At 58.2% G+C, this 26,983-nt stretch carries 29 protein-coding genes; 14 read left to right on the forward strand and 15 right to left on the reverse strand.

The annotated features are described in order from the left end of the window. The first annotated feature begins 125 nt into the window (after positions 1-125). Entirely contained in the window at positions 126-1,709 is a 1,584-nt protein-coding gene (locus BMX80_RS13515; protein WP_071872469.1) for a peptide chain release factor 3, read from the forward strand. Positions 1,710-1,816: 107 nt separating this feature from the next. Beyond that, the gene (locus BMX80_RS13520; protein WP_074869396.1) at positions 1,817-2,146 is read left to right on the forward strand and encodes a hypothetical protein; all 330 of its coding nucleotides are present in this window, start codon (positions 1,817-1,819) and stop codon (positions 2,144-2,146) included. Between the two features lie 25 nt (positions 2,147-2,171). Here the strand turns inward: BMX80_RS13520 and BMX80_RS13525 are convergent, their stop codons facing one another. Then, positions 2,172-2,765, reverse strand: a complete 594-nt coding sequence (locus tag BMX80_RS13525) for a response regulator (protein WP_074869399.1) — start codon at positions 2,763-2,765, stop codon at positions 2,172-2,174. A gap of 91 nt (positions 2,766-2,856) precedes the next feature. Here BMX80_RS13525 and BMX80_RS13530 point away from each other — a divergent pair, with 91 nt between their 5' ends. Next, on the forward strand, positions 2,857-3,654 hold the full coding sequence (locus BMX80_RS13530) for a TatD family hydrolase (protein WP_074869402.1): 798 nt from the start codon (positions 2,857-2,859) through the stop codon (positions 3,652-3,654). An 82-nt stretch (positions 3,655-3,736) separates the two neighbouring features. On the opposite strand, the gene BMX80_RS13535 is transcribed toward BMX80_RS13530, so the two are convergent. The 4 genes from BMX80_RS13535 to BMX80_RS13550 all read right to left on the reverse strand — a co-directional run bounded on the left by BMX80_RS13535 (position 3,737) and on the right by BMX80_RS13550 (position 9,845). Further along, positions 3,737-5,767, reverse strand: a complete 2,031-nt coding sequence (locus BMX80_RS13535; RefSeq protein WP_074869405.1) for a methyl-accepting chemotaxis protein — start codon at positions 5,765-5,767, stop codon at positions 3,737-3,739. Positions 5,768-6,016: 249 nt separating this feature from the next. Further along, complete coding sequence (ampE, locus tag BMX80_RS13540) at positions 6,017-6,865, reverse strand: regulatory signaling modulator protein AmpE (protein WP_074869407.1); 849 nt, start codon at positions 6,863-6,865, stop codon at positions 6,017-6,019. Next, positions 6,862-7,437, reverse strand: coding sequence for a 1,6-anhydro-N-acetylmuramyl-L-alanine amidase AmpD (gene ampD, locus BMX80_RS13545; protein WP_074869410.1), 576 nt, complete (start codon positions 7,435-7,437; stop codon positions 6,862-6,864). Before ampD ends, ampE begins: the two co-directional genes overlap by 4 nt. Positions 7,438-7,493: 56 nt before the next feature. Then, positions 7,494-9,845 (reverse strand): DUF1631 domain-containing protein, encoded by a 2,352-nt coding sequence (locus BMX80_RS13550; protein ID WP_074869413.1) that lies wholly within the window; start codon positions 9,843-9,845, stop codon positions 7,494-7,496. Between the two features lie 270 nt (positions 9,846-10,115). On the opposite strand from BMX80_RS13550, the gene nadC reads away from it, so the two are divergent. After that, complete coding sequence (gene nadC / locus BMX80_RS13555; RefSeq protein WP_074869416.1) at positions 10,116-10,964, forward strand: carboxylating nicotinate-nucleotide diphosphorylase; 849 nt, start codon at positions 10,116-10,118, stop codon at positions 10,962-10,964. 1 nt (position 10,965) lies between these two features. Here the strand turns inward: nadC and BMX80_RS13560 are convergent, their stop codons facing one another. Genes BMX80_RS13560 through BMX80_RS18060 form a run of 5 tightly spaced genes read right to left on the reverse strand, consistent with a single transcriptional unit; the run spans position 10,966 to position 14,184 of the window. Continuing rightward, entirely contained in the window at positions 10,966-11,856 is an 891-nt protein-coding gene (locus BMX80_RS13560) for an ABC transporter ATP-binding protein (RefSeq protein WP_175474912.1), read from the reverse strand. Continuing rightward, positions 11,843-12,685: a hypothetical protein gene (locus BMX80_RS13565; RefSeq protein WP_074869421.1), complete on the reverse strand. Its 843-nt coding sequence runs from the start codon at positions 12,683-12,685 to the stop codon at positions 11,843-11,845. Before BMX80_RS13565 ends, BMX80_RS13560 begins: the two co-directional genes overlap by 14 nt. Next, positions 12,682-13,482, reverse strand: a complete 801-nt coding sequence (locus BMX80_RS13570; RefSeq protein WP_074869424.1) for a hypothetical protein — start codon at positions 13,480-13,482, stop codon at positions 12,682-12,684. Before BMX80_RS13570 ends, BMX80_RS13565 begins: the two co-directional genes overlap by 4 nt. Positions 13,483-13,539: 57 nt before the next feature. Next, positions 13,540-13,986 (reverse strand): hypothetical protein, encoded by a 447-nt coding sequence (locus BMX80_RS17700; protein ID WP_139214136.1) that lies wholly within the window; start codon positions 13,984-13,986, stop codon positions 13,540-13,542. A gap of 15 nt (positions 13,987-14,001) precedes the next feature. Beyond that, complete coding sequence (locus tag BMX80_RS18060; protein WP_074869426.1) at positions 14,002-14,184, reverse strand: type IV pilin protein; 183 nt, start codon at positions 14,182-14,184, stop codon at positions 14,002-14,004. A gap of 242 nt (positions 14,185-14,426) precedes the next feature. Between BMX80_RS18060 and pilB the strand changes: the two genes are divergently transcribed. Genes pilB through yacG form a run of 5 tightly spaced genes read left to right on the forward strand, consistent with a single transcriptional unit; the run spans position 14,427 to position 19,045 of the window. Then, positions 14,427-16,127: a type IV-A pilus assembly ATPase PilB gene (gene pilB / locus BMX80_RS13580; RefSeq protein ID WP_074869429.1), complete on the forward strand. Its 1,701-nt coding sequence runs from the start codon at positions 14,427-14,429 to the stop codon at positions 16,125-16,127. Between the two features lie 6 nt (positions 16,128-16,133). Further along, entirely contained in the window at positions 16,134-17,357 is a 1,224-nt protein-coding gene (locus BMX80_RS13585; protein ID WP_074869432.1) for a type II secretion system F family protein, read from the forward strand. Positions 17,358-17,361: 4 nt separating this feature from the next. Further along, entirely contained in the window at positions 17,362-18,237 is an 876-nt protein-coding gene (locus BMX80_RS13590; RefSeq protein ID WP_074869435.1) for a prepilin peptidase, read from the forward strand. Then, the gene (gene coaE, locus BMX80_RS13595; RefSeq protein WP_074869438.1) at positions 18,237-18,851 is read left to right on the forward strand and encodes a dephospho-CoA kinase; all 615 of its coding nucleotides are present in this window, start codon (positions 18,237-18,239) and stop codon (positions 18,849-18,851) included. Before BMX80_RS13590 ends, coaE begins: the two co-directional genes overlap by 1 nt. Next, the gene (yacG, locus tag BMX80_RS13600; RefSeq protein WP_071872484.1) at positions 18,848-19,045 is read left to right on the forward strand and encodes a DNA gyrase inhibitor YacG; all 198 of its coding nucleotides are present in this window, start codon (positions 18,848-18,850) and stop codon (positions 19,043-19,045) included. Before coaE ends, yacG begins: the two co-directional genes overlap by 4 nt. 17 nt (positions 19,046-19,062) lie before the next feature. Here the strand turns inward: yacG and BMX80_RS13605 are convergent, their stop codons facing one another. Both BMX80_RS13605 and BMX80_RS13610 read right to left on the reverse strand, forming a co-directional pair. After that, entirely contained in the window at positions 19,063-19,731 is a 669-nt protein-coding gene (locus tag BMX80_RS13605) for an energy-coupling factor ABC transporter permease (RefSeq protein ID WP_074869440.1), read from the reverse strand. Next, complete coding sequence (locus BMX80_RS13610) at positions 19,728-20,156, reverse strand: GNAT family N-acetyltransferase (protein ID WP_074869443.1); 429 nt, start codon at positions 20,154-20,156, stop codon at positions 19,728-19,730. Before BMX80_RS13610 ends, BMX80_RS13605 begins: the two co-directional genes overlap by 4 nt. 122 nt (positions 20,157-20,278) lie before the next feature. On the opposite strand from BMX80_RS13610, the gene BMX80_RS13615 reads away from it, so the two are divergent. Genes BMX80_RS13615 through BMX80_RS13625 form a run of 3 tightly spaced genes read left to right on the forward strand, consistent with a single transcriptional unit; the run spans position 20,279 to position 22,620 of the window. Beyond that, the gene (locus tag BMX80_RS13615; RefSeq protein WP_071872487.1) at positions 20,279-20,452 is read left to right on the forward strand and encodes a DUF3094 family protein; all 174 of its coding nucleotides are present in this window, start codon (positions 20,279-20,281) and stop codon (positions 20,450-20,452) included. Between the two features lie 33 nt (positions 20,453-20,485). Further along, on the forward strand, positions 20,486-21,784 hold the full coding sequence (locus BMX80_RS13620; protein ID WP_074869445.1) for an NAD(P)/FAD-dependent oxidoreductase: 1,299 nt from the start codon (positions 20,486-20,488) through the stop codon (positions 21,782-21,784). 56 nt (positions 21,785-21,840) lie between these two features. Continuing rightward, positions 21,841-22,620: a substrate-binding periplasmic protein gene (locus BMX80_RS13625; protein WP_074869448.1), complete on the forward strand. Its 780-nt coding sequence runs from the start codon at positions 21,841-21,843 to the stop codon at positions 22,618-22,620. A gap of 15 nt (positions 22,621-22,635) precedes the next feature. On the opposite strand, the gene tesB is transcribed toward BMX80_RS13625, so the two are convergent. Together tesB and BMX80_RS13635 are read right to left on the reverse strand one after the other, a co-directional pair. Continuing rightward, complete coding sequence (gene tesB / locus BMX80_RS13630) at positions 22,636-23,508, reverse strand: acyl-CoA thioesterase II (protein WP_074869452.1); 873 nt, start codon at positions 23,506-23,508, stop codon at positions 22,636-22,638. Positions 23,509-23,572: 64 nt separating this feature from the next. Beyond that, on the reverse strand, positions 23,573-24,166 hold the full coding sequence (locus BMX80_RS13635) for a GNAT family N-acetyltransferase (protein ID WP_074869455.1): 594 nt from the start codon (positions 24,164-24,166) through the stop codon (positions 23,573-23,575). On the opposite strand from BMX80_RS13635, the gene BMX80_RS13640 reads away from it, so the two are divergent. Further along, positions 24,165-25,085 carry a histone deacetylase family protein gene (locus tag BMX80_RS13640; RefSeq protein ID WP_074869458.1) on the forward strand — a complete coding sequence of 307 codons (921 nt, stop codon included), beginning with the start codon at positions 24,165-24,167 and terminating at the stop codon, positions 25,083-25,085. The two genes, BMX80_RS13635 and BMX80_RS13640, sit on opposite strands and share 2 nt — an antisense overlap. A gap of 51 nt (positions 25,086-25,136) precedes the next feature. After that, positions 25,137-26,114: a threonine dehydratase gene (locus tag BMX80_RS13645; RefSeq protein WP_139214138.1), complete on the forward strand. Its 978-nt coding sequence runs from the start codon at positions 25,137-25,139 to the stop codon at positions 26,112-26,114. Positions 26,115-26,136: 22 nt separating this feature from the next. Here BMX80_RS13645 and BMX80_RS13650 read toward each other — a convergent pair whose 3' ends face one another. Then, positions 26,137-26,970 carry an SDR family oxidoreductase gene (locus BMX80_RS13650; RefSeq protein WP_074869461.1) on the reverse strand — a complete coding sequence of 278 codons (834 nt, stop codon included), beginning with the start codon at positions 26,968-26,970 and terminating at the stop codon, positions 26,137-26,139. Positions 26,971-26,983: the final 13 nt, after the last annotated feature.

Genomic DNA, 26,983 nt, shown 5'->3' on the forward strand with positions numbered 1-26,983 from the left:
CACCGCTCAGCGGCTTTGTCCTACACAACGCCGGCAATAACCCTAACACACCACAGCCGAGTGACCGCTTGGGCTATAATCGCGCGCTTTTATGACGCCACGATTTAGCACCTGAGGTTTCGCGCATGTCCCGCCAGGCTGCCGAGGTCGGCAAACGCCGCACCTTTGCCATTATTTCTCACCCCGACGCCGGTAAGACCACCATCACCGAGAAGCTGCTGCTGATGGGTAAGGCCATTGAAGTGGCGGGCACGGTAAAGTCGCGTAAGTCCGACCGCCATGCCACCTCCGACTGGATGGAGATGGAAAAACAGCGCGGCATCTCGATCACCACCTCGGTCATGCAGTTCCCCTACCGCGAATGCATGATCAACCTGCTCGACACCCCCGGCCACGAAGACTTCTCTGAAGACACCTACCGCACCCTCACCGCAGTGGACAGCGCACTGATGGTGCTCGACGGCGGTAAGGGCGTTGAGCCACGCACCATCGCGCTGATGGAAGTGTGCCGCCTGCGCGACACGCCCATCGTCAGCTTTGTGAACAAGCTCGACCGCGATATTCGCGACCCCATCGAGCTGCTGGATGAAATCGAGGCGGTACTGAAGATCAAAGCCGCACCGATCACTTGGCCGATTGGCTGCTACCGCGACTTCAAGGGCGTGTACCACTTAGCCGGTGACTACATCATCGTCTACACCCCCGGCCACGGCCACGAGCGCACCGAACAAAAGCGCATCGACCGTTTGGATTCCGACGAAGCCCGCGCGCTGCTCGGCGACTACTACGACAACTTCCTCGAAGAACTCGAGCTGGTGCAAGGCGCCTGCCATGCCTTCGAGCAACAAGCCTTCTTGGACGGCGAGATGACCCCGGTGTTCTTCGGCACCGCGCTGGGTAACTTCGGCGTTGATCAGGTGCTGGACTGCATCGTCGAATCGGCCCCAGCACCGCTGCCGCGCGCCGCGCACGAACGCACCATTGTGCCGACCGAAGAAAAATTCACCGGCTTCGTGTTTAAGATCCAAGCCAACATGGACCCCAAACACCGCGACCGCATCGCCTTTATGCGCATTTGCTCGGGCAAATACGAAAAAGGCATGAAGATGCGCCACGTGCGGTTGGGCAAAGACATCAAGATCGCCGACGCGCTGACGTTTTTTTCCAGCGAGCGCGAGCAGCTGGAAGAAGCCTACGCCGGCGACATCATCGGCTTGCACAACCACGGCACGATTCAGATTGGCGACACCTTCAGCGAAGGCGAAGCGCTGGGCTTTACCGGTATTCCGCATTTCGCACCGGAGCTGTTCCGCCGCGTGCGCTTAAAAGACCCGTTGAAGTCCAAGCAATTGCGCCAAGGCCTACAAGAGCTGGCCGAAGAAGGCGCCACGCAGGTGTTCTTCCCCGAACGCAGCAACGACATCATCTTGGGCGCCGTGGGTGTGCTGCAGTTCGATGTGGTCGCCAGTCGCTTGAAAGAGGAATACAAGGTCGAGTGCGCCTACGAGGCGGTCAACGTGTGGAGCGCGCGCTGGATCGAATCCACCGACGAGAAGAAGTTCAAAGAGTTCTCCACCAAGGCCTTCGAGAACCTCGCCATCGACGGCGGCGGCCATCTCACCTACTTGGCGCCAACGCGCGTCAACCTGAGCCTGATGGAAGAGCGCTGGCCGGAAATTAAATTCCGCGCCACCCGCGAGCACCACTAAGCACTGAGACCTCGGCTGAGCCCATGACTGAGCCACTGTCGCGCCACCCTTGCGCGCGGCAATGGCTCAGCTACAGTGGCGGCGTAATCCCATGGAAGGAGCGCCTCATGCGCCGTCACACCCTCGCTACACTGCTGTTATCCGCCTCCCTCGTCATACCGTTTAGCGCCCCCAGCGTTGCTGGCGTGCTGGTGCAACAGCCGGTTTGGTATGTCGAATTAACCTGTAAGGGCTACAAGCAATGCTACGCCGCCGGCAACAGTAGCTACACCGGCAGCTTTAGCGGCGCGCGTAAATTTACTGACCAAGCGCAAGCCGATCGCTTCTTCAACAGCCTAACCAGCAGCGTGCAGAAGAAATCGCCGCGCCTGCGCCAAGGCATGGCGCCGCTGTGCATTAAAGGCGAAAGCAACGACCCCAACGCTAAGCCCTGTTAACGCTCGCCAATACAGGCTGCTGGCATTAGCTTTTGCCGGCAGCTTGCTCCTCCGCCACGGCATCGGCGGAAATATCCAAATCCTCTTCTTCAGCAGCCGCTGGCTGAGCTGCTTGGCCTGATTGCTCAGCGCTTGCCGCTGTGGCGGGTTGTTCTTCTGTCGGCTCAGCAGCCTCTTCAGGCTCGTCAGCGGCAGCCTCCATACGCGCAGCCGACTGATGCTGCGAGCCGGTTAATGCCCGTGCCACTTTGAAGCCCAACTGGCTGGGTTTAAAAGGCTTCAAAATGTAATCCGACACGCCGGCGGCAATCGCTTGCTTAACCCGCTCGACATCCGAGGTGCCGGTAATCATCAGAAACGGCATGTCATGGATATTGGGGTCTTGGCGCACCGCTTCGAGCAGCTCGAAGCCATTCATGTGCGGCATGTTCCAATCGCAAATCACTAAGTCCACGGCGTGGTGACGCAAGTACTGCACCGCCGCTTTGCCATCCACGGCTTCTTCGATGCGTTCAAAGCCCAGCTCGCGCAAGAAGCCCTTGCACAGGCTGCGTACTGAGCCCACGTCATCCACCAGCAAAATGGACTTACGCTGCATTTCGTCTGTTAATTCGCTCACCGCATGTCATCCTTAAAAGGTCTTTCAAACAGGCCATCACTGACTTCCTGCGCCTTATTAAGTAATAGCAAGCCACGAGAAAACGACCACCGTGCAGCTCATCGACACCCACAATCATTTGGACTTCCCCGAGTTCGACCACGACCGCGATCAGCTTCTGAGCCAGGCGCAAGCCCTCGGCGTAGCGCGGCAGATTGTGCTTGGCGTGTGTGCGCCGCAGTGGCCACGGCTGTGGCAGTTAGTCACCAGCACGCAGGGTGAGCAGGCCGGGCTGTTTGCCGCCTTTGGCCTGCACCCGGTGTACTTAGCTGACCACCCTAGCGACGCCGTGCAGCGCTTAGAGCAGCAGCTCAGCGCCTGCCGCCAGCATCCGCGCTTGTGCGCCGTCGGCGAGATTGGTTTGGATTACTTTGTGCCGACGCTCGACCGTCAGCAGCAGGCCAACCTATTTATCCAGCAACTGGAGCTGGCCAAGCAATTCGAGCTGCCTGCCTTGCTGCATGTGCGCCGCGCGCATGCCGACACCATTGCCGCCCTTAAGCAGGTCAAACTGCCACGCGGCGGCATTGTGCATGCCTTTGCCGGTAGCCTTGAGGAAGCCCGCGAATACCGCAAGCTGGGTTTCTTACTCGGCTTCGGCGGCGCCGCCACTTGGCCACAAGCCCAGCGCTTGCGCCGCGTACTGGCCGCACTGCCGGCCGAACAACTGGTGCTGGAAACCGACGCCCCCGACATGGCCCCGGTGTTCTTGGCTGGCCAACGCAACAGCCCCACAGCACTGGCCGAGATCAGCCACTGCTTGGCCGAAGTTCGCGGCGTTTCTGCCGCCACGTTGGCGCAGCAATGCACTGCCAACACCTGTGCGCTGTTTGGCTGGCCGGCGCTGTAACGCGGCCTTAGCCTGCCGCACTTTTTTGCGCAAAAAAAACGCCCCAACCCGACAAGGCTGAGGCGTTTTTTATTTGCCTGCGTTAAACGCGGAAGGCGCTGGTCAGCGACTTAAGCTTGTGGACTAACTCATTAAGCTGACCACTGGCCTGCTCGGCACGCGTGGCACCGTGGGCGGTACGCTCGCCGGCTTCACTGATCTGCACGATATTGCGGTCAATGTCTTGCGCCACGGCGGTTTGTTCTTCCGCAGCGGCGGCAATCTGCTGACTCTGATCGACGATATAACCCGCCGCATTCAAGATGTTATCCAGCGCCTTCTGCACCTTGTCAGACTCGCCCACGGTGTCGCTGGCCATCTTGTGACTGACACCCATGGCCTTCACCGCCGCGCCAACGCCGGACTGCAAGCGCGCAATCATTTCTTCAATTTCTTCGGTGGATTGCTGCGTGCGCTTCGCCAAGTTGCGCACCTCATCGGCCACCACCGCAAAGCCACGCCCTTGCTCGCCGGCACGGGCCGCCTCGATAGCCGCGTTCAAGGCCAGCAAGTTGGTCTGCTCGGCAATGCCCTTGATCACATCCAACACTTGGCTGATCGCCTGACTGTCGCCAGCCAGTTTATTGATCACCTGCACCGAGTTATCGATCTCGCTGGCGAGGCGCTCAATATTGCTGATCTGCGCGGTCACTTGGGTGCGGCCGTTGCTGGTTTCCTGATTCACTTTATGTGCGCTGTCCACCGCCACCGAGGCACTGCGCGCTACTTCTTGAGCGGTCGCGGCCATTTGGTTCATCGCCGTGGCCACCAGTTCAATCTGGCTGCGTTGTTCATTCACCGCTTGCGAGCTTTCGCCAGAAATACTCCGCACTTGGCTGGCCTGACCTTCCACTTGGCCGACGGTTTCGCCCACCTTCTGGATCAGGTCGTGCATTTTTTCCACGGCGTTGTTCACCGCGCCGCCAAGCTCGCCTAGCTCGTCATGGCTGACCACTTTAAATTTCACCGTCATGTCGCCACCAGCCATGCGCGACATCACACCGCCCAAGGCATGCAGCGAGCCACGGGTCGACACATAGAAGGCGGCATACAGATACACGATCGAGGCAAAAATCCCCATCAGCGCCAGCACCATCAGCACCATCTGCTGCTGTTTGGCCTCCAGACGCTCGCTGAGCGAGGCCTGTAAAACCTCAACAATGGCGTCATTCAGCTCGGTGGTTTTCGCCATTTCAGCGCTCACCGCGCGGAAATATTCATCCCATGGTGTGTCCAGCGCATCGGCCATGATTATTTTGTCTTCAAACAACACGCCGGCACTTTTTAGGCTGTCCAAGCTGGCGGTAGCCGTCGCAGACAGCTCGTTCTGCACACGGGCATCGCCGTCCAAGGCTTCGTTGATTTTCAGCTCGTATTCTTGGCGACGCTTTTCCAGCTCGAGGAACAGGTTGTCCATGTCGGTGCTGGTTGCCGAGTTCAAGAAACCTTGCTCCAGCGCATAGCTACCGATGGCGCGGCCACGGCCAATCGCCTCGACAATAATCGGCGTGGTGTTCACCAGCAGATCAGTCAGCTGACGCACCGAACGCTCGGAGTCTTGCGCCAAACCGGCACTCACCGCGGTGAATTTGAAAAACAGTTGGTAGTTGTTGAGCAGCTTCTGCGCCAGCTCTGCGGCACTGCCCAAGCTGGTTTCGCTGCGCACGGCATCCAGCGCTTGCAGCAGCTCGCCGCGCTTCTTAACGAATTCTTCAGACAGCGCTGCGTCTTCGGTTTCTAGCTCAAGAACCTTGATGTCTTTTTCCAGCTTAGTCATCAGCTCTTGCATGCGCGCTTCGATCTTCTCGCCGCTGCCCGATTGCCCGGTGAACGAGTTGATGACCTTCAAATCGCGCAGTTCCAGCACGCCCACCCCAGCCTTTAACGCACCGCCTAATACATCAAGGCTGCGCAGCTCGGTACGGGTGACCTGAAACTCGTTGTACGAATCGTTCACCAGAAAGTAGTTGGTGATGATCATCGGCAAAAAGATGATCACGCTGGTTAAGGTGAACTTCATGCCGAAGTTCAGACGATTCATTAACGCGATAGCCGGATAGAGTAAGGCTTTCACTGGACATCTCCCCGTTGCCACACGGTTTTATTCTTTTGCGGTAGGACCAAGCCCTGAAGCGCCACAAGATCGGCGCCATATAAATGACAAGGCCGTGAACTATGTCACAACGCCATTAGTCATCCAAGCATCCCTGAGCAGACTTATCGGCGGTTATCACGCCAACTTAAGTGCCCTGCACGCACCGCAGCGTAACCTGCTGCACCCTTAGCCTGCTTCTCAAGCATAGGCAGAGTTCGCGCACGGCGCTCACCAAACCAGCGTTAACACCGCAATCACGGCAAACCACAAGGTGGCGCAACGCACCAGCAACTGCCACAGCCCATCTAGCTGAGCCAGCCCGGCCTCGCCAGCGGCCTCTTGCTCTTGCTCATCGGCGGCGCGCCCGCACTTGGCCAGCAGCACCTGCACAGGCGTATCCCACGCCAACAGCTCATGCAGCAGCTCGCTCATCACGGCGGTGAAATGCCCGACCAAGGCAAAGCTGATGGCCAGCAAGCGCCCCGGCAGCCAGTCAAAAGCATGGCGTAGCGCAGCGGCACGCTCGGCCATGCTGGCGTACTGACTCTGCGCCGCCATCAAGGCCAAAAGCCGATAGGCCAACGCGGCCAATGGGCCAAGCACCACATACCAAAAGACAATCACGAAAAAACCCTGAAAGGCCTGCCAGAGCAGATAGCTCTGCACGCTGGCAAACAAGGCGCTGGCGCTTTCCTGCGGGGCGATCTGCAAGTCACGCTCGGCGACATGCTCGGCGCCTTGTAAATCGCCACGCCGCCAAGCATCACGAAAGCCACCTAAGTCTGCGGGCACATCACCACGCCCCAAGCAATACAGCACCACCAGCAGCTCTAAGGGCAGCAGCAATACCCCGTAAAACCATTGCCCCAGCCAGACACACAGCCCCGCCAACAGCAACAGCGGCACCAGCAAGGCAGCCAGCAACACCAACCAGGGCATGCGCGTGGCACGGCTTGCGTCACCCTGCCCGGCCACCCAGCCCAGCCAAGTCAGCCAAACGCCATCGCGCTGCAAGGCTTTTCGCCAGACGGAAAACTTTTCCAGCACTACGACCAAAACCAGAACAACGAAACTCACGGGGCTTCTCCTTGACTCAATGCGCTGCGATAGCCTTGCCAGTCAAACGCCGCGCCGGGATCGGTTTTGCGTCCGGGGGCAATATGTTCATGCCCGGTGATGCGCGCGTTACTAATCGCCGGGTAGGCCTGCTGAATCGCCGCGGTTAACGCCACCAAGGCAGCATATTGCGCGGGCGCATAGGGCACGTCATCGCAACCTTCCAGCTCGATACCAATACTGTAGTCATTGCACGCCTCACGGCCAGCAAAGCACGACTGCCCGGCGTGCCAAGCACGCTCGTTACAACTGACAAACTGCGTCAGCTGGCCATTTCGCTCGATAAAAAAGTGCGCCGACACCCGTAGCGCGGCGATCTCCGCAAAGTACGGATGGCGTTCCGCCTCAAGCTTGCCGGCGAAAAATTGCTGCACGCAGCCGGTGGCAAACTGCCGGGGCGGCAGGCTGATGTTATGAATCACTAAGAGAGAAATATCGTCGGCCGCAGGGCGAGCATTGCAATGCGGTGAGGGGCACCACTGCGCCTCGCGGCACACGCCGCTGGCAGGGTCGATGGAAAACGTAGCAGGCATGAGCACTCCCGATTGAGCGCTCATGCTAGGCCGGGGTGGCCAGCAGGGGCAAGCGCTTAGGCTTGATCCTTGAGACGGCGCAGGTTGCCGATCACCGACTCCAGCGCGCGGTCAAACAGCAAGTTATCGTTGAGCACACGAATACTGGCGCGACGGAACTCGATGGCCAGCCCCATGCGAGTTTTCTCCAGCACTTTCATGCCGGTGCGATTAACGAACACATACTTGCCGGTGGGCTTGATGACCGCCGCCAATTTGCAACGCAGACGATGCTCTTCGTCCTCTTGCAGCTCAACCCAAGCCCCCACATGCAAGGCGTCGACTTGTGCCAGCGACTCGTCATCGGCGTCGAGAATCTCTTCGGCCTCCTTCGGCGCCGTCTCTTGCGGCGAGGCGAGAACGATTTCTTCAACCACCTCGACCATCACAGGGGCGTCAACGTCTTCTTCAGGCGCAGGCGCCTCGACCAGTGCTTCCACCGCCGGCGTCGAGAGGAACTCGCTGGACAGATCAGCCTGCAGCACAGGCACGTCCAGCAGCTGCTCGTCCGCGGCTAACGGCTCAGGCTGCGGCTCTGCCTTACGCTCTAAGGCTTTCTTATGCTGAGTGAACAGCTGCATGTGCAGCACTTCCAGCTTGGTAAAGAATTCACTGGTCGCGAACGGATCGTAAGCGGCTTCTTCAAGCCCCTCACGCAGCGCTTTCAGCAGCCCCGGCACCACACTTACCAAACGGCGGCGCTCATCGGCGGACAGGTCTGGCTGCACACTCCAGATCAGCTGTTCCATGGTATCCAGCGACTGCTTGAGCGGCTCGGACTCCATGCCGTGCTTGAGATAGGCCAAGAGCAACACTTTGCTCCACGCGTCTTTCAAGAACTCCAGCACCAGCTCCGGCATGCTGCGGCCGACCAAGCGCATATTGAGCAGCTCTTCGACCTTTTCGCGAGCAATCTGCGAACGCGCACGACCTTCTTCGGCATCGCGCGTGCGCTGCTCAAGCAGTTCGCTGCGACGCTTTTCGTCACCGACAAAATTGAGGAAGTCAGCCAGCAGCTCGTTGAAGATCTGCGGGTCGTCATCGAAGTCTTTCAGCAAGCGCTGCACGATGGTTTCGATTTTTTGATACAGCGCATCGCGCTCGGAGTCTTCTTTACCGCTCCAACCCAAGGCCGCAGAGGCAATCTCGTTGAGCAGACGGCGCGCCGGATGGCCGCCACGGTTAAAGAAGCTCTTGTCGATCACCGCGACTTTGATCATCGGAATCTGCAAGCGGCCAATCAGCGCCTTGAGGCCGTCGCTCAGGTTGCGGTCATCCAAAATAAAGTCGAACAGCATCGACACCAAGTTGATGGCATCGTCATCCACTTGGCCGACCGCGCGATTCTTACCGCTTTTGGCGCTGGCCTTGGCGATTAAACCTTCCAGCTGATCGCGCAGCTCGCCGCTATCGCCAGTAAATTGCTGGTGGCGCTGCTGCATAAACGACAGCAAACGGGTCAGGTCACGACTGGACACCGGCACCGCATCCGCCTGCTGCGGCGCACGCTGTGGAAACGCCAAACCGCGCACTTGCGCCATCAGGTTTTGCAGCGCCATAAAGGCGTGCCCCTGATCGGCCGCTACCGCGCCGTTATCATCCCAATCAGGCTCATCGCTCAGCTCATCCGCCGCCAAAGCCGGGCGCTGCGGCGCAGCAGCCGGACGCTTGGGCTTAGGCAGCTGCGACTTAAGCTCTGGCAGCACGCCCGCCTTGATCAGCAACTGATTCGCTTCGGCGTACAGCTCGCTGATATCGCCCAGCACGTGCTTTTCAAACAGCTTGAGGATGATCAGCTTGACCTTGATCTCCACACCCAAGCTCTGACAGCCGGCCAAAAACGCCTCGCACAAAGCTTGCGGGCCGAGCGGATTGGTTTTGTCGTCGAGTTTTTTGCTGATCAGGGTATTTAAACGCGTGGTCAGGTGGGTGACGCCAGCGGCATCACGTCCCATCACCTTAGACACCATAGTATCGACCGCTACCGACTCTTCCAGCGCATCGTTCTGCACTAGGGTCAGGCTATCCATCGACACAGCTTCAACCTTGGCCGGGCGGCCAATTTCCACCTTATTCAGGCGCGCGAAGCCATCGAAAATTGTCTGCAAAAAGCTGCGTTCAATACCTTTGCGCTTTAAGCGCAAATCGCGCATGGCTTCGAAATAGGCGTTCTGCTCGGCGTTACTGCCGGCCTTATCGGCCATCTCAAACAGAGAGTCGTCGGCCTTGTCGAACAGCGCGGCAATGCGGCTGCGCAAATTTTGCGCAGCATAGTCACGCAGCTGAATCAGCGGCAACGGTAAGCGGCCAACGGCAGTGCCATCCGCTGCGGGCTTACCCAGCGGAACTACTTTGGCATCTGTGTGCATGGCGTCATCTCCCACAACGAAACTCCGAGCCTTTCGGCGATGACTAACGCTTAAATCGTCAAATAAAAAGCGTCAAGGGTTTGGTGCGACTTTGATTATAGAGAGGGCGGCAAAGCTACCAAGCCTGTGACCCACCAAGATTTGACCGGGTTCACATTTATGCGCCGAGCGCCGACCAAAGGCCAGCCAATCGAATGAACGGTAGCGCACTGGCATCCCTCCGCCCTCCTTATATAATGCCGCCACACTTTTACCCGCGCGAGACCAATCATGGCCAACCTGACCCTAGCCGACCTGCACGAGCACATCCGCGACAGCGTTCGCCTAGCCTTGGCCGAAGACATTGGCAGCGGCGACATCACTGCCCAGCTGATTCCTGCCGAGGTGATCAGCCACGCGCGCATCATCACCCGCGAAGACGCCGTGCTCTGCGGTCAAGCCTGGGTTGAAGAAGTATTCCGCCAGCTCGACCCACAGGTGAAAGTCACCTGGCACGCCCAAGAAGGCCAGCGCGTAACGCCCAATCAACTGCTGTGCGAGCTGCACGGCCCTGCGCGCAGCCTGCTGTCTGGCGAACGCTGCGCGCTGAACTTTTTGCAAACCCTATCCGGCACCGCCCGCCGTGCACGGCAGCTGGCCGACTTGGTCAGTGATTTACCGGTGAAACTACTCGACACCCGCAAAACCCTACCGGGCCTACGCTTAGCACAGAAATACGCCGTGACCATCGGCGGCTGCCACAACCACCGCATTGGCCTGTACGACGCCTTCTTGATCAAAGAAAACCACATCGCCAGCTGCGGCGGCATCGCCCAAGCGGTGCAAACCGCTAGACAGATCGCCCCCGGCAAACCGGTCGAAGTGGAAGTAGAAAGCTTAGAAGAACTGGCTCAAGCCCTAGAGGCCGGCGCAGATATCATCATGCTTGATGAACTTTCGCACGACGACATGCGCACCGCCGTTAAACAAACCGCCGGCCGCGCCAAACTCGAAGCCTCCGGCGGCGTCAGCGAAGACACCTTGCGCACCATCGCTGAAACTGGGGTGGATTTTATTTCGATTGGCAGTTTGACCAAGGATATGAAGGCGGTGGATTTGTCGATGCGGCTAGCCAGCTAATTTAGCTGGCTTTGACCTTTACCACGCTCTCGAACAGCCCCTCAAGCGACGCTTGTGGCAGTACATCAAGCGTAACGCCCTGCACGCGCTGAATATCGGCGAGCGCTTTGGGCAAGTCTTCGCGCGCAACAGCGGCGCGCCATAACGAACCACCATCATTTTCAAACCCCGGCAGCGCCTGCTCACCCAAGTAGCGCACCACCATTAACTCTTGCGCCGCTAGCAGCTCCGCAACACTCTGCTGAGCCTCCAGCTTGCCGCGGTCAATCATGATAAAGCGATCAGCCAACCGCTCGACGTCATGCAGAATGTGTGTACAAAAAAACAATGTACCGCCCTGCTGGCGGTATTCCTGCATCAGGTCTGCCACCTCTTTACGCCCCACTGGGTCCAGACCAGACATCGGCTCGTCTAGCACCAGCAGTTTAGGTCGCAGCGCAAAAGCATGCGCCAGAGCGGTCCGCTGCGTCATCCCTTTGGAGAGGTTACGAATCCGCTTGTCGGCAGCATAGGCAATACCCAAGCGCTCCAACCATTCAGCCGAACGCTTAATGACTTCTTCACCGCGAAAACCATGCAGGCGCAAACCACTCTGCACCACCTCGCGCGGCGTTAGCTGGTCGTACAAATAAGGATTCTCTGGCACATAGCCAACCCCTTTACGCGCTCGCGCTTGATCAGACGGCAACCCCATCAAGCGCGCCTCACCAGCGTCGGCCGTTAAAGCGCCAAATAAAATCTTGATAGTGGTGCTTTTACCGGCGCCGTTCTGACCGATAAAGCCCACCGAATCACCAAATTCAACCGAAAAACTCACGCCATTTAATGCCTTCACATCACCGGCGCGCGCGCGAAAAACCTTGGTTAAACCTTCAACGTCAATTGCTTTCACTATTGGTCACCGCCTGAGCGTGATCTGCCAACTGCGGCACGCCGCGAGCATCAACACGATATCCAACCTGTAATGGGTCTACTGGCAACGCCTGTAAACCTGCATAGCCAATCAGCTGCGTTAAGTTATTAGCAGCCTGCCCCGTAGCCTCTTGATAGGCCGCAGCCGCACCGCGCAAGGCCTTTAAGCCTTCAAGGCGTTGCACACGAGCCTCGAGCAACAATTTAAAATTGGCGTCACGCGCCTCCGCATGCATCGCCTGCAAAATACGGATGGCAATATCTGGATCATCGCCGCGCTCATACCAAGCCGCCGCCATGGACCGCAGTGCGGGCGCATTGCGCGCATTGCGCAATGCGGCGCGCTCTGCCCACTCGGCGGCACGGTTCATATCGTGCTCGAAATACATGGCGTTAAAAGCATAAAAAAATGCAGGCCACATGTCCCAACTACGAGCCCTTGCAGCATGGTGAAGCACGTACTGCCCTGCTGCCACTTGGCCATTCCAAGGCAAAATAGCCGCCCCGACATAATAATTATCTTCATGCCACGGGTTTAACCAAGCTGCATCACGTTGAAGCTGGCCCTGCACGCGATAGGTTTCTGCCTCGGTGACGGCCGCCGTCACCATCAAACCGCGAAAAACATTAGCATTGGCCGCCGAATAATTATCGCCCGCCGAATACAACAACTGCACAGGCACGGGCAATCGCACACGCAGGTGCTCGGTTTCGCGCTCTAAACGGGGCTGCTCCTGCAAATACTCACTGCTATGGTAAAACCCCAACCACAGCAGCGCCGCTAACGGAAAGCCAATCAGCAGCCTCATACAAAATTACGCCGCTTAAAAATAAACCCAGCCAAAAACAGCGTCAGCAGCATATAAAGCACGCCATTGAGCAAAGCCAAACCTACCGGCAACCAAGGCACTGACAGGTCATACAAGGCCAACGGGCGAAAATCCAAACGCGACAAGTCAGGCAACCAAGCATAGGAATACTCCAGCACCGGGGCAAAAATAGAGGCCTGCAAGGGGTCAGAGCGCTCACTGTTCAGCAGGTAATTGAGCGTCGGCCCTAAGCCTCGCGCAGCCAAACCAAAAGCCAACCCCATAAGCAGCGGCAAAAACGGCGTGGTTGAGAAACTAGCCGCCAGCATGGCAAAGCTGGCCACTACCAACACATCAAGCCATAGCCCTGCCATGACCAAAAAATACTTTCCGGCTAAATCAACCGACTGCACTTGCTGAAAACCACTACTGAGCACTAGCGACAACCACAGGCCCGAGCCGACCATAAACAACGCAAAAAGACTCAGGATAGCCACGGCAGCAAAACGAGCGAACAGATAACCCTCTCGCGACACTGGATAAGCCAACACAAAATAAACGGTCTTGCGCTCGATATCTTTAGCGAATAACTCTTGCACCCAAAGCAACGCCAAAATAAGCAGCGCCACCCGTAAAGCGCTTAAGCCGACATCCAATGCCACCGTCGTCGGCTGCCGGCCAGAAAAACCGCTGGCCAATAAGCTAATAACAACTACCAAAGCAGCTAGCGGCAATAGCACACGCCAACCCAGCCCGCGCCAACCTGCCTTCAACCCTAAACGCAATATTTCCAGCATGTATTCACCATAAAAAACAGGCCCTTTATAGGGCCTGCTTCGACACGAAACGAGCAATCATGGAGTGGCGGCAGCAGAAGAGCGTCCACAACCATTAGCATTAGCTAGGTTGAGGGAAGCAGTAACAACAAAGGAAGATGCTAGGTTTGTTGTTGTTTTAGGCACGATATCACCGCACTGCGCGATGCTACCACCCACAGACGAACCTGTGAAAACGGTGTAACCTTTGTTAGACGCCGCCACCACTCCAAATCGGCTATTTGCCGCATCATCATTAACACCGGCAATAACGTTGGCAGACAAAGTTGCATCAAAGTTATTTTTTACAAAACCAGCACGATTAGCAAGAGCAGTGAAGGCAACCGAACGAGCATTGTTAATTCCAGTGGTAGTGCCCACTGCAGCATAGCCATTCGCGATAGTCACATTAACATCAGCAGCCATAACACTAGAGGCCGCAAAAAGAGCGGAGAACGCCACTACAGAAGTTAGCTTATTCATCATCAATCCCTCCAGGGCTTAGTTTGAGTTAGCAATAGCTGCGGTCATAATATTACGCGCATCAGACTGAGCTGACTTGTCGTAACCCTTGGCCTGATAGTCTTGGAACTGAGGGATAGCCACGGCAGCCAGAATACCGATAATGGCAACCACGATCATCAATTCAATCAGGGTAAAACCCTTTTGCTTTTTAGCTTGCATCGCTGTGATCCTCTAAGAATGAGTCAAGGTCTGCTTTGTTCGACCTAGCCTTGACAAAGCAAGTGCAATGCCAACTCCAGAACTGCGCGATTTAGCGACCACAAGCTACCAAGTAAACCCCACCAGCTCCGAAAGCACGTCGCAGTGTGACGCTTTTTGTCACCCGAGCAGCTGCTACTTGGGGCAAACACAAAAATTGCGCTATAAGAAATGCAGCTAACCCTTTCTATATAAGAAGCCCTATGTCTGACGCCGCCGCCCTCTCGGGCCTTGCCAAGCACCTTGTACTGTCTGGCGTGCTTGAAGAGCAAAAAGCCACGCAAGCTATGCAGCAAGCTTTGCGCGAACGCATCCCGCTGATCACCTACCTTGTGCAGCACAAACTGGCCAATGCGCGCAAGATTACCGAAGTTGCTGCTGAGCAATTTGGCACGCCTTACTTTGACCTGAGCACTATCGACAAAGACAGCCAGCCCAAAGACCTAGTCGCCGAAAAGCTGTGCCGTCAACACCGCGCACTGCCACTGCAAAAACGCGGCAACAAGCTGTATATCGCCATCTCCGACCCCACTAACCATCAAGCCATCACCGATATTCAATTCAGCGCCGGCCTGAGTGTCGATGCCGTTTTAGTGGATGACGACAAGCTTGGCGAAGCTATCGAAAAGTTTTTTGACTCGGCAGGCGCTGGGTTAGATGACCTTGGCGATGCCGAGCTTGATTCACTCGACGTGGAAGCCGTCAGTGACGACAAGCCTGAGGAAGGCGGCAACGAGGCTGATGACGCGCCAGTGGTGCGCTTTGTGAATAAGATGCTACTGGACGCTATCAAAGGCGGCTCTTCTGACTTGCACTTTGAGCCCTACGAAAAAACCTACCGTGTGCGCTTTCGTACCGACGGCGTACTGCATGAGGTCGCCAAGCCGCCCATTCAGCTATCTAGCCGAATTTCCGCGCGCTTAAAAGTCATGGCCGCGTTGGATATTTCTGAGCGCCGCAAACCGCAAGACGGGCGGATCAAGATGAAAATCTCCGCCAACAAGGCAATCGACTTCCGCGTGAACTCGATGCCCACACTGTGGGGCGAAAAGATTGTATTGCGGATTCTCGACCCCTCTAGCGCCAAAATGGGCATCGACGCACTGGGCTATGAGGACGCGCAGAAGCAACTCTACATGGAGGCGCTTGGCCAGCCCCAAGGCATGATTTTGGTAACCGGCCCAACAGGCTCAGGTAAAACCGTTTCGCTATACACCGGACTAAACATTCTCAACACCCCTGAGGTAAACATTTCTACCGCCGAAGACCCGGTAGAAATCAACCTTGAGGGCATTAACCAAGTTAACGTCAACCCCAAGCAAGGCATGGATTTCTCACAGGCCCTGCGCGCCTTCTTGCGCCAAGACCCTGACGTGATCATGGTGGGCGAGATTCGCGACCTTGAAACCGCCGAAATCGCCATTAAAGCCGCGCAGACTGGCCACATGGTGATGTCTACGCTGCACACCAACAGCGCCGCAGAAACCTTAACGCGACTGCGCAACATGGGCGTACCGCCGTTTAACTTAGCCACCTCGGTGAACCTGATTATTGCCCAGCGCCTAGCACGCAAGCTCTGCTCAAGCTGTAAGAAGCCCGTGGACGTACCCAGCGAGACCCTGCTACAGGAGGGTTTCACAGAAGCCGACATCGGCACCTTTAAGGTGTACGCACCGGTTGGCTGCGAAAACTGCAACGGCGGCTACAAAGGCCGAGTGGGTATTTATGAAGTGGTTAAAATCACGCAACCCTTGCAACGCATTATCATGGAGGAAGGCAACTCCATCGAAATCAGCGACAAAGCACGCGCCGAGGGGTTTAATGACTTGCGCCGTTCAGGGCTTGTTAAGGTGATGCAGGGCGTCACCAGCCTTGAAGAGGTCAACCGGGTAACCAAGGACTAACAAGCAATGGCCGACAAAGCACTCAAAACCAGCATTTTTAGCTATGAGGGCACAGATAAAAAAGGCGCCAAAGTCAAAGGCGAAATGGGCGGGCAGAATATTGCCTTAGTCAAAGCCCAACTGCGCAAACAAGGCATCAACCCGGGCAAAGTGCGCAAAAAAGCCCAGCCTCTACTTGGCGGCAAAGGCAAAAAGATCAAGCCGCTCGACATCGCTTTTTTTACTCGCCAGATGTCCACCATGATGGCTTCCGGCGTGCCTTTGCTACAGTCGTTTGACATCATTGCCGAAGGGGTCGAGAACCCCAATATGCGCAATCTAGTCAACAACATTAAGCACGATGTCGCAGCAGGTAATAGCTTGGCCGTTTCACTACGCAAGCACCCCCAATACTTTGACGACCTGTACTGCAACCTTGTTGACTCGGGCGAGCAATCCGGTGCGCTTGAAGCCTTGCTCGATCGCATCGCCACCTACAAGGAAAAAACGGAAGCACTGCGGGCCAAGATCAAAAAAGCCATGACCTACCCAATTGCGGTCATTGTGGTTGCCGTCATCGTAACGGCCATTCTGTTAATCAAGGTGGTGCCCACCTTCCAAGGCGTTTTTGCCGGCTTTGGCGCTGAGCTGCCCGCCTTCACGCTGTTTGTTATTGGCATATCAGATTGGCTGCAACAATGGTGGTTTGCCGTGCTAGCCGGCTTTTTTGCTGTTGGCTATGGCTACAACCAAGCACACCAACGCTCTGAAGCCGTACGCGATGCAGTGGATAAAACAGCCCTAAAACTGCCCATTATGGGCGGTATTCTTTACAACTCCGTTGTAGCCCGCTACGCCAGAACCCTAGCTACCACGTTCGCTGCAGGCGTACCCCTTGTCGATGCGCTGGACTCAGTGGCCGGCGCGACAGGCAACGTGGTTTTCCGCACCGCCGTGCACAAAATCAAAGCCGACGTCTCTAGCGGTATGCAATTGAACTTTTCCATGCGAACCGTAGGCATCTTCCCCGCCATGGCTATTCAAATGACCGCCATTGGTGAAGAGGCAGGCTCGCTGGACTATATGCTGGACAAGGTAGCCAACTACTACGAGGCCGAAGTCGACAATGCCGTCGACAATCTAACCGCCCTAATGGAGCCTATGATTATGGCTGTGCTGGGCATTCTGGTGGGCGGTCTTATTGTTGCCATGTACCTTCCTATCTTCTCGCTGGGCGGCGTTATTGGATAACTCCATGCAACCTTTCGACATCTTGGCCAGCTCCCCGCTGGCCTTTGTTTTTTGTGTTTTTATTCTCAGCCTACTGATTGGCAGCTTTTTAAATGTGGTAATCCATCGCCTGCCGATGATGCTGCAACGCGATTGGCAGGCGCAGGCGCGGGAGATTCTTGAGCTGCCGGAGCAAGGCCCTCAAGAAACCTTTAATTTGGTGCTGCCTAATTCGCACTGCCCGCATTGCGACCATGAAATTAAGCCGTGGGAGAACATCCCGCTGCTGAGCTTTGCGTTTTTAGGCGGCAAGTGCTCCAGCTGCAAAGCGCCGATCAGTTGGCGTTATCCGCTGGTCGAGCTGCTCACTGCGCTGTTATCCGCCGTGGTGGCTTGGCAATTTGGCTTTACTTGGGCTTGCGCCGGTATGTTGCTGCTGACCTGGGGCTTGGTGGCGATGAGCCTGATTGATGTCGACCACCAACTGCTGCCCGACGTATTGGTGCTGCCGCTATTGTGGCTCGGCCTGTTAATCAATACCCAAGGCGTGCTGGCGACCTTGCCGGATGCCGTGATCGGCGCCGCAGCAGGCTACTTAAGCCTGTGGAGTGTGTTCTGGCTGTTCAAGCTGGTCACCGGCAAAGAAGGCATGGGCTATGGCGACTTCAAGCTGCTGGCTATGCTCGGCGCGTGGGGTGGCTGGCAAGTGCTGCCGCTAACCATTTTGCTCTCGTCGTTAGTCGGCGCCATTTTGGGCATCATCATTCTTAAAGCGCGTGGTGCGGATAACAGCACGCCGCTGCCGTTTGGCCCTTATCTGGCGATTGCTGGCTGGATTGCGCTGATCTGGGGTGAGCAAATCACTCAGTCCTATTTGCAGATCGCCGGTTTCGCTAACTGATGTCGCATAAACCTTGGATTCTCGGCCTCACCGGCGGTATCGGCAGCGGCAAAAGCGCCGCGGCTGAGGCCTTTGCCGCGCGCGGCATTCACACTGTGGATGCCGATCACGCGGCGCGCTGGGTGGTCGAGCCCGGTCGCCCCGCGCTAAGCCAGATTGCCGAGCGCTTTGGCGCCGAAATTCTGCAAGACAGCGGCGAATTAGACCGTGCCGCGCTGCGGCACATTGTCTTTGCCAAGCCCGAAGAGCGTCAGTGGCTGGAAGGCTTACTGCATCCGCTGATTCGTGATGAGATCGTTACACACTTAAGCCGCGCGCAATCGCCCTACGCTATCTTGGTATCGCCGCTACTGTTGGAAACCAGCCAGCATCAGATGACTCAGCGCGTACTGGTGGTGGATGTACCCGAAGCCATGCAAATTACCCGCACCAGCCGTCGCGACGGCGTGGATGAAACGCAAGTCCGTGCCATTATGCAGGCGCAAGCCAGTCGCGAAACGCGCTTAGCGCAAGCCCACGACGTGCTCAGCAATGACCGCGACCTGCACTGGCTGGAACAAGAAGTTGAACGCCTGCACCAGTTTTATCTCACTCTAACGCATAACCCCGCATGACCAAGCCAACCACCGTACCCTGCCCCACCTGCCAAAAACCCGTTGTTTGGAGTGACGCCAGCCCGCATCGGCCGTTTTGCAGCAAGCGCTGCCAGCTGATTGATTTAGGCGCTTGGGCGGCCGAAGAGCACAGCATCGCCGGGCCCAGCGCGGCCGAGACGATGTTCAGTGAAGACTGGGACAAGCTGCACTAAGCGCTGCTAGAGGGCGTTTATTTCCACGGCGCTTGCAGGTAGCGCGTGCGATTAAAGGTCTCCAGCCACTCTGGCTTAAAGATCACCAAGGCCGACACCACAGTGCCGTTGATAAACGCCTCTGGGAACATGATCAGCCACAGATAGCCCGCGTAGTCTTGCAGCCAAAATGGCAGCTCGAAGCCATCGGCCTGCAAAATCCACAACCCCAGCAGCGCCACAAGCATGGCCGTGAGCGCGGCGGGAAAGAAGCCGCACAAAAAGATATACACAAACAAATTGCGCGGCTGCTGACGCTCCACCCACAAGGCGCAGCCTTCGGCGATGGCCACCGGCAAGGCCACCCAGAGCAAAAAATTAAAGCCCCACGCATCGACGTCCAGTTGGCCGAGCAGAATCAGCCCCGCTTGCGCCACCGCGCCGGCGAGCACCGCCAAGGGCCAGTCGAGCAGCAACACCGCCGCGGTTAAGCCTAAGAAGTGAAAGCTCACCCCACCGTCGAAGTCGCGCTGCACTAACCATAAGAGCAACAAGGCGAAGGTGCTGCCGAACAGCAAGTGCTGGCGGCGTGCATCGCTGAAAAGCTCTATCCAGGGCGCCCGCGCGATGGCTAACAGCAGCAATGGCGCGCTCATCCACAATGCCTGTTCGGCCAGCGTTGGCGAGAGCAATTCGCTGCTGATCATGTGCTCGCTCCATGGCTGATCGAGCACAGCTGCACATCGTCACGCAGCTGCCAGCCGGCTTGCGCCTGCCAAAACGAGCGCGCACTGGCTGAATCGGCCAGCACCAACACATGGCTTTTCTGAATGCCCGCCGCGGCTAAGCGCTTAAGCGCCTCGGCTAATAACTGGCGCGCCAGCCCCTGGAGCTGCCACGCCGGCATTACAAACAAGTGCTGCAAGTAGCCACGCCGACCATCGTGCCCCGCCATCACGCCGGCAATCACGCTGCCTGCATGCTCGATCAGCAGCGAAAAACCGGGGTTGCGCGCCAAGTAGGCGCAAAACGGTGCATAGGCATCGTCTTCACGCACGCACAGGCCCGGCGTTTGCTGCCAAATCGCTAACAGCGCCGCGTGATCGGCTTCGGTAACTGCCCGTAATTGCATGCCTACGCCCTCGCTAGGATGAGGTGTGAGCTTAACGACAAGCCTAAACTCCTGCCAACAAGCGTCACCCCCAGCAGCCTGCGCTGCTAGAATAAGCGCATTTCACGCCAAAGGCAGACCACATGGCCAGTAAGCTCTCCCCGGAAGATCAAGCACGGGTCGACGACTACTTAAGCGCCCCGCAACACCAAGTCGAACGCGCGCCGTTTAAGCCGCTGCGTTTGTTATTCATGGTGATTGCCACGGTCATTGTGCTTGGCCTGTTCAGCCGCCTGCTCACCTACTGGCTGCTGTAATGCAACGATTTCTTACTGCTATGAGAGTGTTCCATGACCCATCGCATCGTGATTGTCGGCGGCGGCGCCGGCGGCCTCGAGCTCGCCACCCGGCTGGGTAACAGCCTAGGCAAGCGCGGCAAAGCACAGATCACCCTGATCGACGCCAACCTCACGCATATCTGGAAGCCCCTGCTGCACGAAGTGGCCGCCGGCTCGCTGAATACCTCGGATGACGAGCTGAACTACTTAGCGCAAGCCAAGTGGAATCACTTCGAGTTCCAACTGGGGCGCATGTGCGGCTTAGATCGCGAGGCAAAAAGCGTACAGCTCGAAGCCTTGCAGGATGAGAACGGCAACGAGCTGGTGGCATCACGCAGCATCAGCTACGACAGCTTAGTGATCGCCGTGGGCAGCACCACCAACGATTTCGGCACGCCCGGCGCGAAAGATAACTGCATCTTTCTCGATACCCGCGCGCAAGCCGAGCGCTTCCACCGCAAGCTGCTGCGCCACTACATGCGCAGCCACGCCCAGCAAGACACCCAGCAAAGCATCAAGGTCGCCATCATCGGCGCCGGTGCGACGGGCGTTGAACTGTCGGCCGAGCTGCACCACGCCGCGCGAGAGCTTAAAGCCTACGGCTTTAAAGGCATCGAGCCGGAAGACCTGCGCATCACCTTGGTGGAAGCCAGCCCGCGCGTGTTGCCCGCCCTGCCCGACCGCATTGCTGGCCCGGTGACTGCCACCTTGCGCCGCTTGGGCGTCACAGTGCTAACGGGCTCGGCCGTGAGTGAGGTCACCCCAGAAGGCTTAAAGCTGCAAAACGGCCAAGAAATTCCCGCCACCATCAAGGTGTGGGCCGCCGGTATTCGCGCCCCGCGCTTTTTGGCTGGTATTGGCGGCCTAGAGAGCAACCGCCTCAATCAGTTGATGGTCAAACCCACTCTGCAAACCACGCTGGATGAGCATATCTACGCGCTGGGCGATTGCGCCGCCTGCGCCCTGCACGACAACCCCGAGCGCTTCGTGCCGCCACGCGCGCAAGCCGCGCACCAGATGGCTTCGCTGTTGGCTAAGTCGTTCAAGGCCAAGCTGGCCGGCAAAGCGCTGCCTGAGTTTCGTTACCGCGATTATGGTTCGCTGATTTCGCTATCCAGCTTTAGCGCGGTCGGTAACCTGATGGGCAACCTGACCGGCGATGTGATGCTCGAAGGGCGCATGGCGCGTTGGTTCTATGTGTCGCTGTATCGCCTGCACCAAGCTGCGCTGTTTGGCTGGTTCCGCACCTTGCTGTTAATGGCCAGCGATCGACTCGGACGCAGCACAGAGCCGCGACTCAAGCTACATTAACGGGGAACGTTTATGTTTTGGAGCGGGTGCGCCCGCTCCAGCTGCGAGAGAAGCCCATGCCCTGGCGTTACCTACTGCTGATATTTTGCTGGCTTTGGCTGCCCACCTCGCAGGCTCAGGAGCCCGCGCTGCCGCTGTATTACATCGATAAGGCGCCGTACTACTTCACTCATGCCCAGCAGCCCAGCGGCTTCTTGCTCGCTCGGGCCATGCTAATTCTGCAAACCGCCGGCATTAGCAGCCAACCGCGTGAGCGCCCAGCGCCGCGCATCCTGCATGAACTCAACCGCGACGGTGCGCCGTTTTGCAGTGTTGGCTGGTTTAAGACCGCCGAGCGCGAGGCTATTGCCTGGTTTTCTTCACCTATCCACCAAGACGTGCCCATGTGGCTCTTAGTGCGGCAAGAAGATGCTGGCGAGATGGTCAATTTCAAAAGCCTGCACAGCCTGCTGCAAGCGCCCTATCGCGTGGGTGTGGTAAGCGGTTTTTCCTATGGTGCGGAACTCGACCGGCAACTTGAGCAGGCTCGTCTTGAGGTAGACCGGCAAGCGAAAAGCGTTGAAATCGCCATTGAGCGGCTGCTCGCTCGGCGCGTTGATGCCGTGCTCGCCGACCGGGTGGAAACCACCTACCTGCTCAACAAGCAAGGCTTGCCCAGTGACCAGCTGTTGGCCGTGCGCTTTGCGGACATTCCACCGGGCAGCCTCCGTTACCTGATGTGCTCGGCGAATTTACCGGTGAGCACGCAACGGGCAATCGACGCGGCCATTGCCCAGCTCACCGCACAGCACTTGTTTAGCGTGAGCGCTCCACCCGACGCAGCGCCGATCCCCTAGCCTATCAGCGCACGGTTAGCGCCAATCCTCACGCACCCGCGTTAGCCCTTCTTGCGCCACGCTAGCCACCAGCTGGCCTTGGCGATTGAAGATCGACGCGCGCGAGAAGCCGCGAGCATTCCCCGCCCACGGGCTATCCATGGCGTAGAGCAGCCAGTCGTCCATGCGCAGGTCATCGCGGTGGAACCAAATCGCGTGGTCGAGGCTCGCCACCTGCATAAACTTCTGGAACACGCTCACCCCGTGCGGCTGCATGGAAGTAGTGAGCAGGTTGAAGTCCGAGGCATAAGCCAGCAGGTATTTGTGCAGGTGCGGGTCATCGGGCAGCACGCCATCAGCCTTAAACCACACGTACTTCACCGGCTCGCAGGGCTTAGGGGCAAACGGGTTAATTAAGGTTACCGGGCGAATTTCGATGGGTTTGTCGCTGATCGCCCGCTCGCGCATACGCTCAGGAATCATCGGCGCCACCATGCGCGCCAGCTCGACTTCGGATTTGTAGTTTTCTGGGCCATCCACCTCGGGCATCGGCAGCTGGTGATGAAAGCCGTCTTCAATGGTCTGGAACGACGCCATACAGGTAAAAATCGGCTTACCTTTCTGGATGCCGGTTACCCGACGGGTGCAAAAGCTGCCGCCATCGCGCACCGGATCGACCATATACACCACCGGCACGCTGGCATCGCCGGGGCGCAGAAAGTAGCCGTGCAACGAGTGCACATGGCGCGCCTCATCTACGGTTTGACTGGCCGCCGAGAGCGATTGGCCGAGCACTTGCCCGCCGAACAGCTGACGAAAGCCTAAATCTTGGCTGGCACCACGAAACAGGTTTTCTTCAATCGGCTCGAGGGCGAGCAAACTGACCAGATCCGACAACACTTGGCTCATGGCAACTCCGGCAAACATTAAATCGTTGAATAAAAAAATACGCGGTGTATCAGCTACAGCAATGTTAGCCCGAAGTACCGCCGCACGATAACCACTGCGCGCGCGACAAGCGATACAGCACATGCGGCGCTAGGGCATGCTCGGCGGGCAACGCTGGGTGGAGAAAATCGCCGCCGCTATCGCGCTGCATGCCTAAGCGCTGCATCAAACGCTGCGAACGCTGATTGCTCACGGAGGTAAACGACACCAGCTCTGTCAGCGCCAGCTCAGTGAAGGCCCAGCTGAGCACAGCGTGCGCCGCCTCATACGCTAAGCCTTGGCCCCACGCGCTGCGCACTAAGCGCCAGCCAATTTCCACCGCCGGCGCGCAAGGCAACGCCTGCGCCACCTTAAGCAAACCGCAAAAGCCCAGTAAAGCGCCGCTGTGCCGGCACTCGAGGGCGCATAAGCCAAAACCTTCGCGCTGCCAGTGCGCGTCGATGCGTGCCAGCAGCGCATCGCTTTGCTCGCGATTGAGCACGGCGGGGAAATGCGCCATCACCTCGGCATCGGCATTCATTGCCGCAAACGCGGCGCTATCGGCCGCGCTAAAGCGGCGCAGCCATAGCCTTGGGGTTTGCAGTACAGTGGTGGCCTGTTGTTCTGAGCTTGCGCGCATGCCGTTACCTTTGGTGTATCACAGCGATTACAGCCCGCCGTTTCCGGTGGAGCATCGCTTCCCAATGGAAAAGTTTCGTCTACTGCACGCGCATTTGCACGACAGCGGCTTACTGGCCGAGTGCCAACTGCACAGCCCCGAGCTGCCCAGCGTGGATGTCTTAGCCCGCGCCCATTGCCGCGCCTACATAGAGCGCTACCAAAGCGGCCAACTGGGCAAAGACGAACAGCGCCGCCTTGGCCTACCGTGGAGCGAAGCACTCGCGCAACGCACCATTCGCGCCGTGGGCGGCTCGCTGCTCACCGCTGACCTAGCCCTGCAGCACGGTATGGCCTGCCACTTAGCCGGCGGCACTCACCATGCGCACTACGATCACCCGGCAGGGTTTTGCATCTACAACGACTTGGCGATTGTCGCGCTGGAGCTTCTGCACAGCGGGCGCGCCGAGCGCGTATTGATCGTCGATTGCGATGTGCACCAAGGCGACGGCACCGCGCGTATTCTGGCCGACGTGCCGGAGGCCGTGACCCTAAGCCTGCACTGCGAGAAGAACTACCCCGCACGCAAAGCCCTGTCGGACTGGGATATTGGCCTGCCCATCGGCATGGGCGATGCCGACTACCTGACCACCCTTGAGCAAGCGCTGGATTACTTGCTACCGCTCACCCAGCCAGATTTCATCATTTATGACGCCGGTGCCGATGTGCATGCCGACGACGCCTTGGGCTACCTCAAGCTCAGCGATGCCGGCATGGCCGCGCGCGACACCTTAGTGCTGCGCCGTGCGGTGCACGCGGGCATCCCGGTGATGGCGGTGATCGGCGGCGGCTATGACCGCGACCGCGTGGCGCTGGCCAAGCGCCACGGCATCGTGCATCACTGTGCCGCCAAGGTTTGGCCCGACTGTATGGGCCGCTAGCCGCTTAACCCTCGTAAGGTAAACCCTCTAACCCTCCCGCAAGGAAGCCTCATGCAACTGCCCAACGCCGAGCAACTGCGAGCCGCGCAAGCGGTGGTCTATCAGCGCCTGCAACCGACCGCGCAATACCGCTGGCCGCTGTTGGCCGAGGCGTTAGGCACCCCCGTGTGGGTTAAACATGAAAACCACGGCGCGCTGGGGGCGTTTAAGCAGCGCGGCGGGCTTAACTACTTGCAGCAGCTGCTACAGCGCGAGCCCCACGTAGCTGGTTTGGTCAGCGCCACGCGCGGCAATCACGGCCAGTCGTTGGCTGCAGCCGCCGCGCTATATAACCTGCCGCTGCAGATTGTGGTGCCGCACGGCAACAGCCAAGAGAAAAACGCCGCGATGCGCGCCTTAGGCGCCGAGTTGATCGAGCACGGCGACGACTTTCAAGCCGCCTGCGAACACGCCGCACAGCTAGCCGAAACCAGCGGTTGGCACCGCGTGCCGGCGTTTCACCCCGACTTAATCGCTGGCGTCGCCAGCTACTGCTTAGAGCTGCTGAGCGCCGCGCCACAGCTCGCCCGCGTGTATGTGCCGATCGGCATGGGCTCAGGCATCTGCGCCATGCTCGCGGCCCGCGCCGCGCTGCAGCACTCGGTGGAGGTAATCGGTGTGGTCAGCAAACATGCACCAGCGTATGCACGCGCGTTCACCAGCGGAGAGCGCCAATGCATTGCCAGTCAAACCCTGCTGGCCGACGGCATGGCCTGCAGCACGCCAGACCCACAAGCCCTGCGCTGGATTCGCGAAGGCGTCAGCCGCATTGTGGAGGTCAGTGATCGCGAAGTGGCCGCCGCCATGCGCTTGTTATTCAGCGCCACCCACAATGTGGCCGAAGGCGCGGGCGCCGCGAGCCTTGCCGCCGCCCTGCAAGAGCGCGAGCAGCACCACGGCGCCGAAATCGGCGTGATTATCAGCGGTGGCAATGTCGACAGCCGCTTGTATGCGCAAGTGCTGGCCGAGCAGCTCGATCTGCTCGGCTAATTCTTCAGCCCAAGTGCGGCGACTAACCGCGCGGCTTCAAGCCCGACAGGCGCGGCAGCAGTAAGCGCTCGAAAATGCGCGGGAAGAAGCGCGCCAAAATGCGTGCCCGCCAATCGACATTCGACAGCACCAGCAAGCGTTTGCGCTTGATCGCGCCGTTGTAGATGGCTTCGGCCACATCTTGCGCCGAGAGTACTTTGCCCATCGCCAGTGGCGGTTGGTTGGTGACTGAGCCATCGCCGACCAGCGCGTTTTTGCGGATATCGGTGGCGGTAAAGCCCGGGCACACCAGCATCACGTTAACGCCGGAGTCTTTCAGCTCTACCCGCAGGGTATCGAACAAGCCGTGCAAGGCGTGCTTACTGGCGTTGTAGGCGCTGCGGTACAGCAGCGGCGCAAAGCCGGAGAGCGAACTTAAAACAATCACTTGGCCCTGACGGGTGATCAGGCTCGGCAATGCCGCTTGGGTGCAATGCACCGCGCCAAAGTAGTTCACGTGCATGATGCGCTTAAGCACCGACAGCGAAGTCTGCGCGAAGGTCGAGCGATGGGTAATGCCGGCGTTATTCACCAGCAAGTCGATGCCGCCGTGCTGCTGAATGATCTGCCCAAACACCTCGGCCACGCGCTCGGCATCGGCCACATCACAGACATAGGTGCTGGCTTCCACGTTTAAATGGTCACGCAAGTGCTGAGCAAGGCTGGCCAGCGCTTCTTGGTTTAAATCGAGAATCACCAGCTTGGCGCCCGCTTGGGCGAAGCGCTTGACTAAGGCGCGGCCGATACCGGCGCAGCCGCCGGTGATGACCACCACTTTGCGGTCGAACACATGACTGGCAAACACCTTGCGCGGCATGACGATTCCTTAT

Origin of the sequence: Atopomonas hussainii, assembly GCF_900109735.1 — a bacterium.
Classification (GTDB): Bacteria; Pseudomonadota; Gammaproteobacteria; order Pseudomonadales; family Pseudomonadaceae; genus Atopomonas; species Atopomonas hussainii.

Bases quoted from the DNA above. Each gene is read 5' to 3' on its own strand.
- BMX80_RS13515 (WP_071872469.1), top strand. From the start codon at position 126: ATGTCCCGCCAGGCTGCCGAGGTCGGCAAACGCCGCACCTTTGCCATT.
- BMX80_RS13520 (WP_074869396.1), top strand. From the start codon at position 1,817: ATGCGCCGTCACACCCTCGCTACACTGCTGTTATCCGCCTCCCTCGTC.
- ampD (WP_074869410.1), bottom strand. From the start codon at position 7,437: ATGCCTGCTACGTTTTCCATCGACCCTGCCAGCGGCGTGTGCCGCGAG.
- BMX80_RS13550 (WP_074869413.1), bottom strand. From the start codon at position 9,845: ATGCACACAGATGCCAAAGTAGTTCCGCTGGGTAAGCCCGCAGCGGAT.
- nadC (WP_074869416.1), top strand. From the start codon at position 10,116: ATGGCCAACCTGACCCTAGCCGACCTGCACGAGCACATCCGCGACAGC.
- BMX80_RS13565 (WP_074869421.1), bottom strand. From the start codon at position 12,685: ATGAGGCTGCTGATTGGCTTTCCGTTAGCGGCGCTGCTGTGGTTGGGG.
- BMX80_RS13570 (WP_074869424.1), bottom strand. From the start codon at position 13,482: ATGCTGGAAATATTGCGTTTAGGGTTGAAGGCAGGTTGGCGCGGGCTG.
- BMX80_RS17700 (WP_139214136.1), bottom strand. From the start codon at position 13,986: ATGATGAATAAGCTAACTTCTGTAGTGGCGTTCTCCGCTCTTTTTGCG.
- BMX80_RS18060 (WP_074869426.1), bottom strand. From the start codon at position 14,184: ATGCAAGCTAAAAAGCAAAAGGGTTTTACCCTGATTGAATTGATGATC.
- pilB (WP_074869429.1), top strand. From the start codon at position 14,427: ATGTCTGACGCCGCCGCCCTCTCGGGCCTTGCCAAGCACCTTGTACTG.
- BMX80_RS13585 (WP_074869432.1), top strand. From the start codon at position 16,134: ATGGCCGACAAAGCACTCAAAACCAGCATTTTTAGCTATGAGGGCACA.
- BMX80_RS13590 (WP_074869435.1), top strand. From the start codon at position 17,362: ATGCAACCTTTCGACATCTTGGCCAGCTCCCCGCTGGCCTTTGTTTTT.
- coaE (WP_074869438.1), top strand. From the start codon at position 18,237: ATGTCGCATAAACCTTGGATTCTCGGCCTCACCGGCGGTATCGGCAGC.
- yacG (WP_071872484.1), top strand. From the start codon at position 18,848: ATGACCAAGCCAACCACCGTACCCTGCCCCACCTGCCAAAAACCCGTT.
- BMX80_RS13605 (WP_074869440.1), bottom strand. From the start codon at position 19,731: ATGATCAGCAGCGAATTGCTCTCGCCAACGCTGGCCGAACAGGCATTG.
- BMX80_RS13610 (WP_074869443.1), bottom strand. From the start codon at position 20,156: ATGCAATTACGGGCAGTTACCGAAGCCGATCACGCGGCGCTGTTAGCG.
- BMX80_RS13615 (WP_071872487.1), top strand. From the start codon at position 20,279: ATGGCCAGTAAGCTCTCCCCGGAAGATCAAGCACGGGTCGACGACTAC.
- BMX80_RS13620 (WP_074869445.1), top strand. From the start codon at position 20,486: ATGACCCATCGCATCGTGATTGTCGGCGGCGGCGCCGGCGGCCTCGAG.
- BMX80_RS13625 (WP_074869448.1), top strand. From the start codon at position 21,841: ATGCCCTGGCGTTACCTACTGCTGATATTTTGCTGGCTTTGGCTGCCC.
- tesB (WP_074869452.1), bottom strand. From the start codon at position 23,508: ATGAGCCAAGTGTTGTCGGATCTGGTCAGTTTGCTCGCCCTCGAGCCG.
- BMX80_RS13640 (WP_074869458.1), top strand. From the start codon at position 24,165: ATGCCGTTACCTTTGGTGTATCACAGCGATTACAGCCCGCCGTTTCCG.
- BMX80_RS13635 (WP_074869455.1), bottom strand. From the start codon at position 24,166: ATGCGCGCAAGCTCAGAACAACAGGCCACCACTGTACTGCAAACCCCA.
- BMX80_RS13645 (WP_139214138.1), top strand. From the start codon at position 25,137: ATGCAACTGCCCAACGCCGAGCAACTGCGAGCCGCGCAAGCGGTGGTC.
- BMX80_RS13650 (WP_074869461.1), bottom strand. From the start codon at position 26,970: ATGCCGCGCAAGGTGTTTGCCAGTCATGTGTTCGACCGCAAAGTGGTG.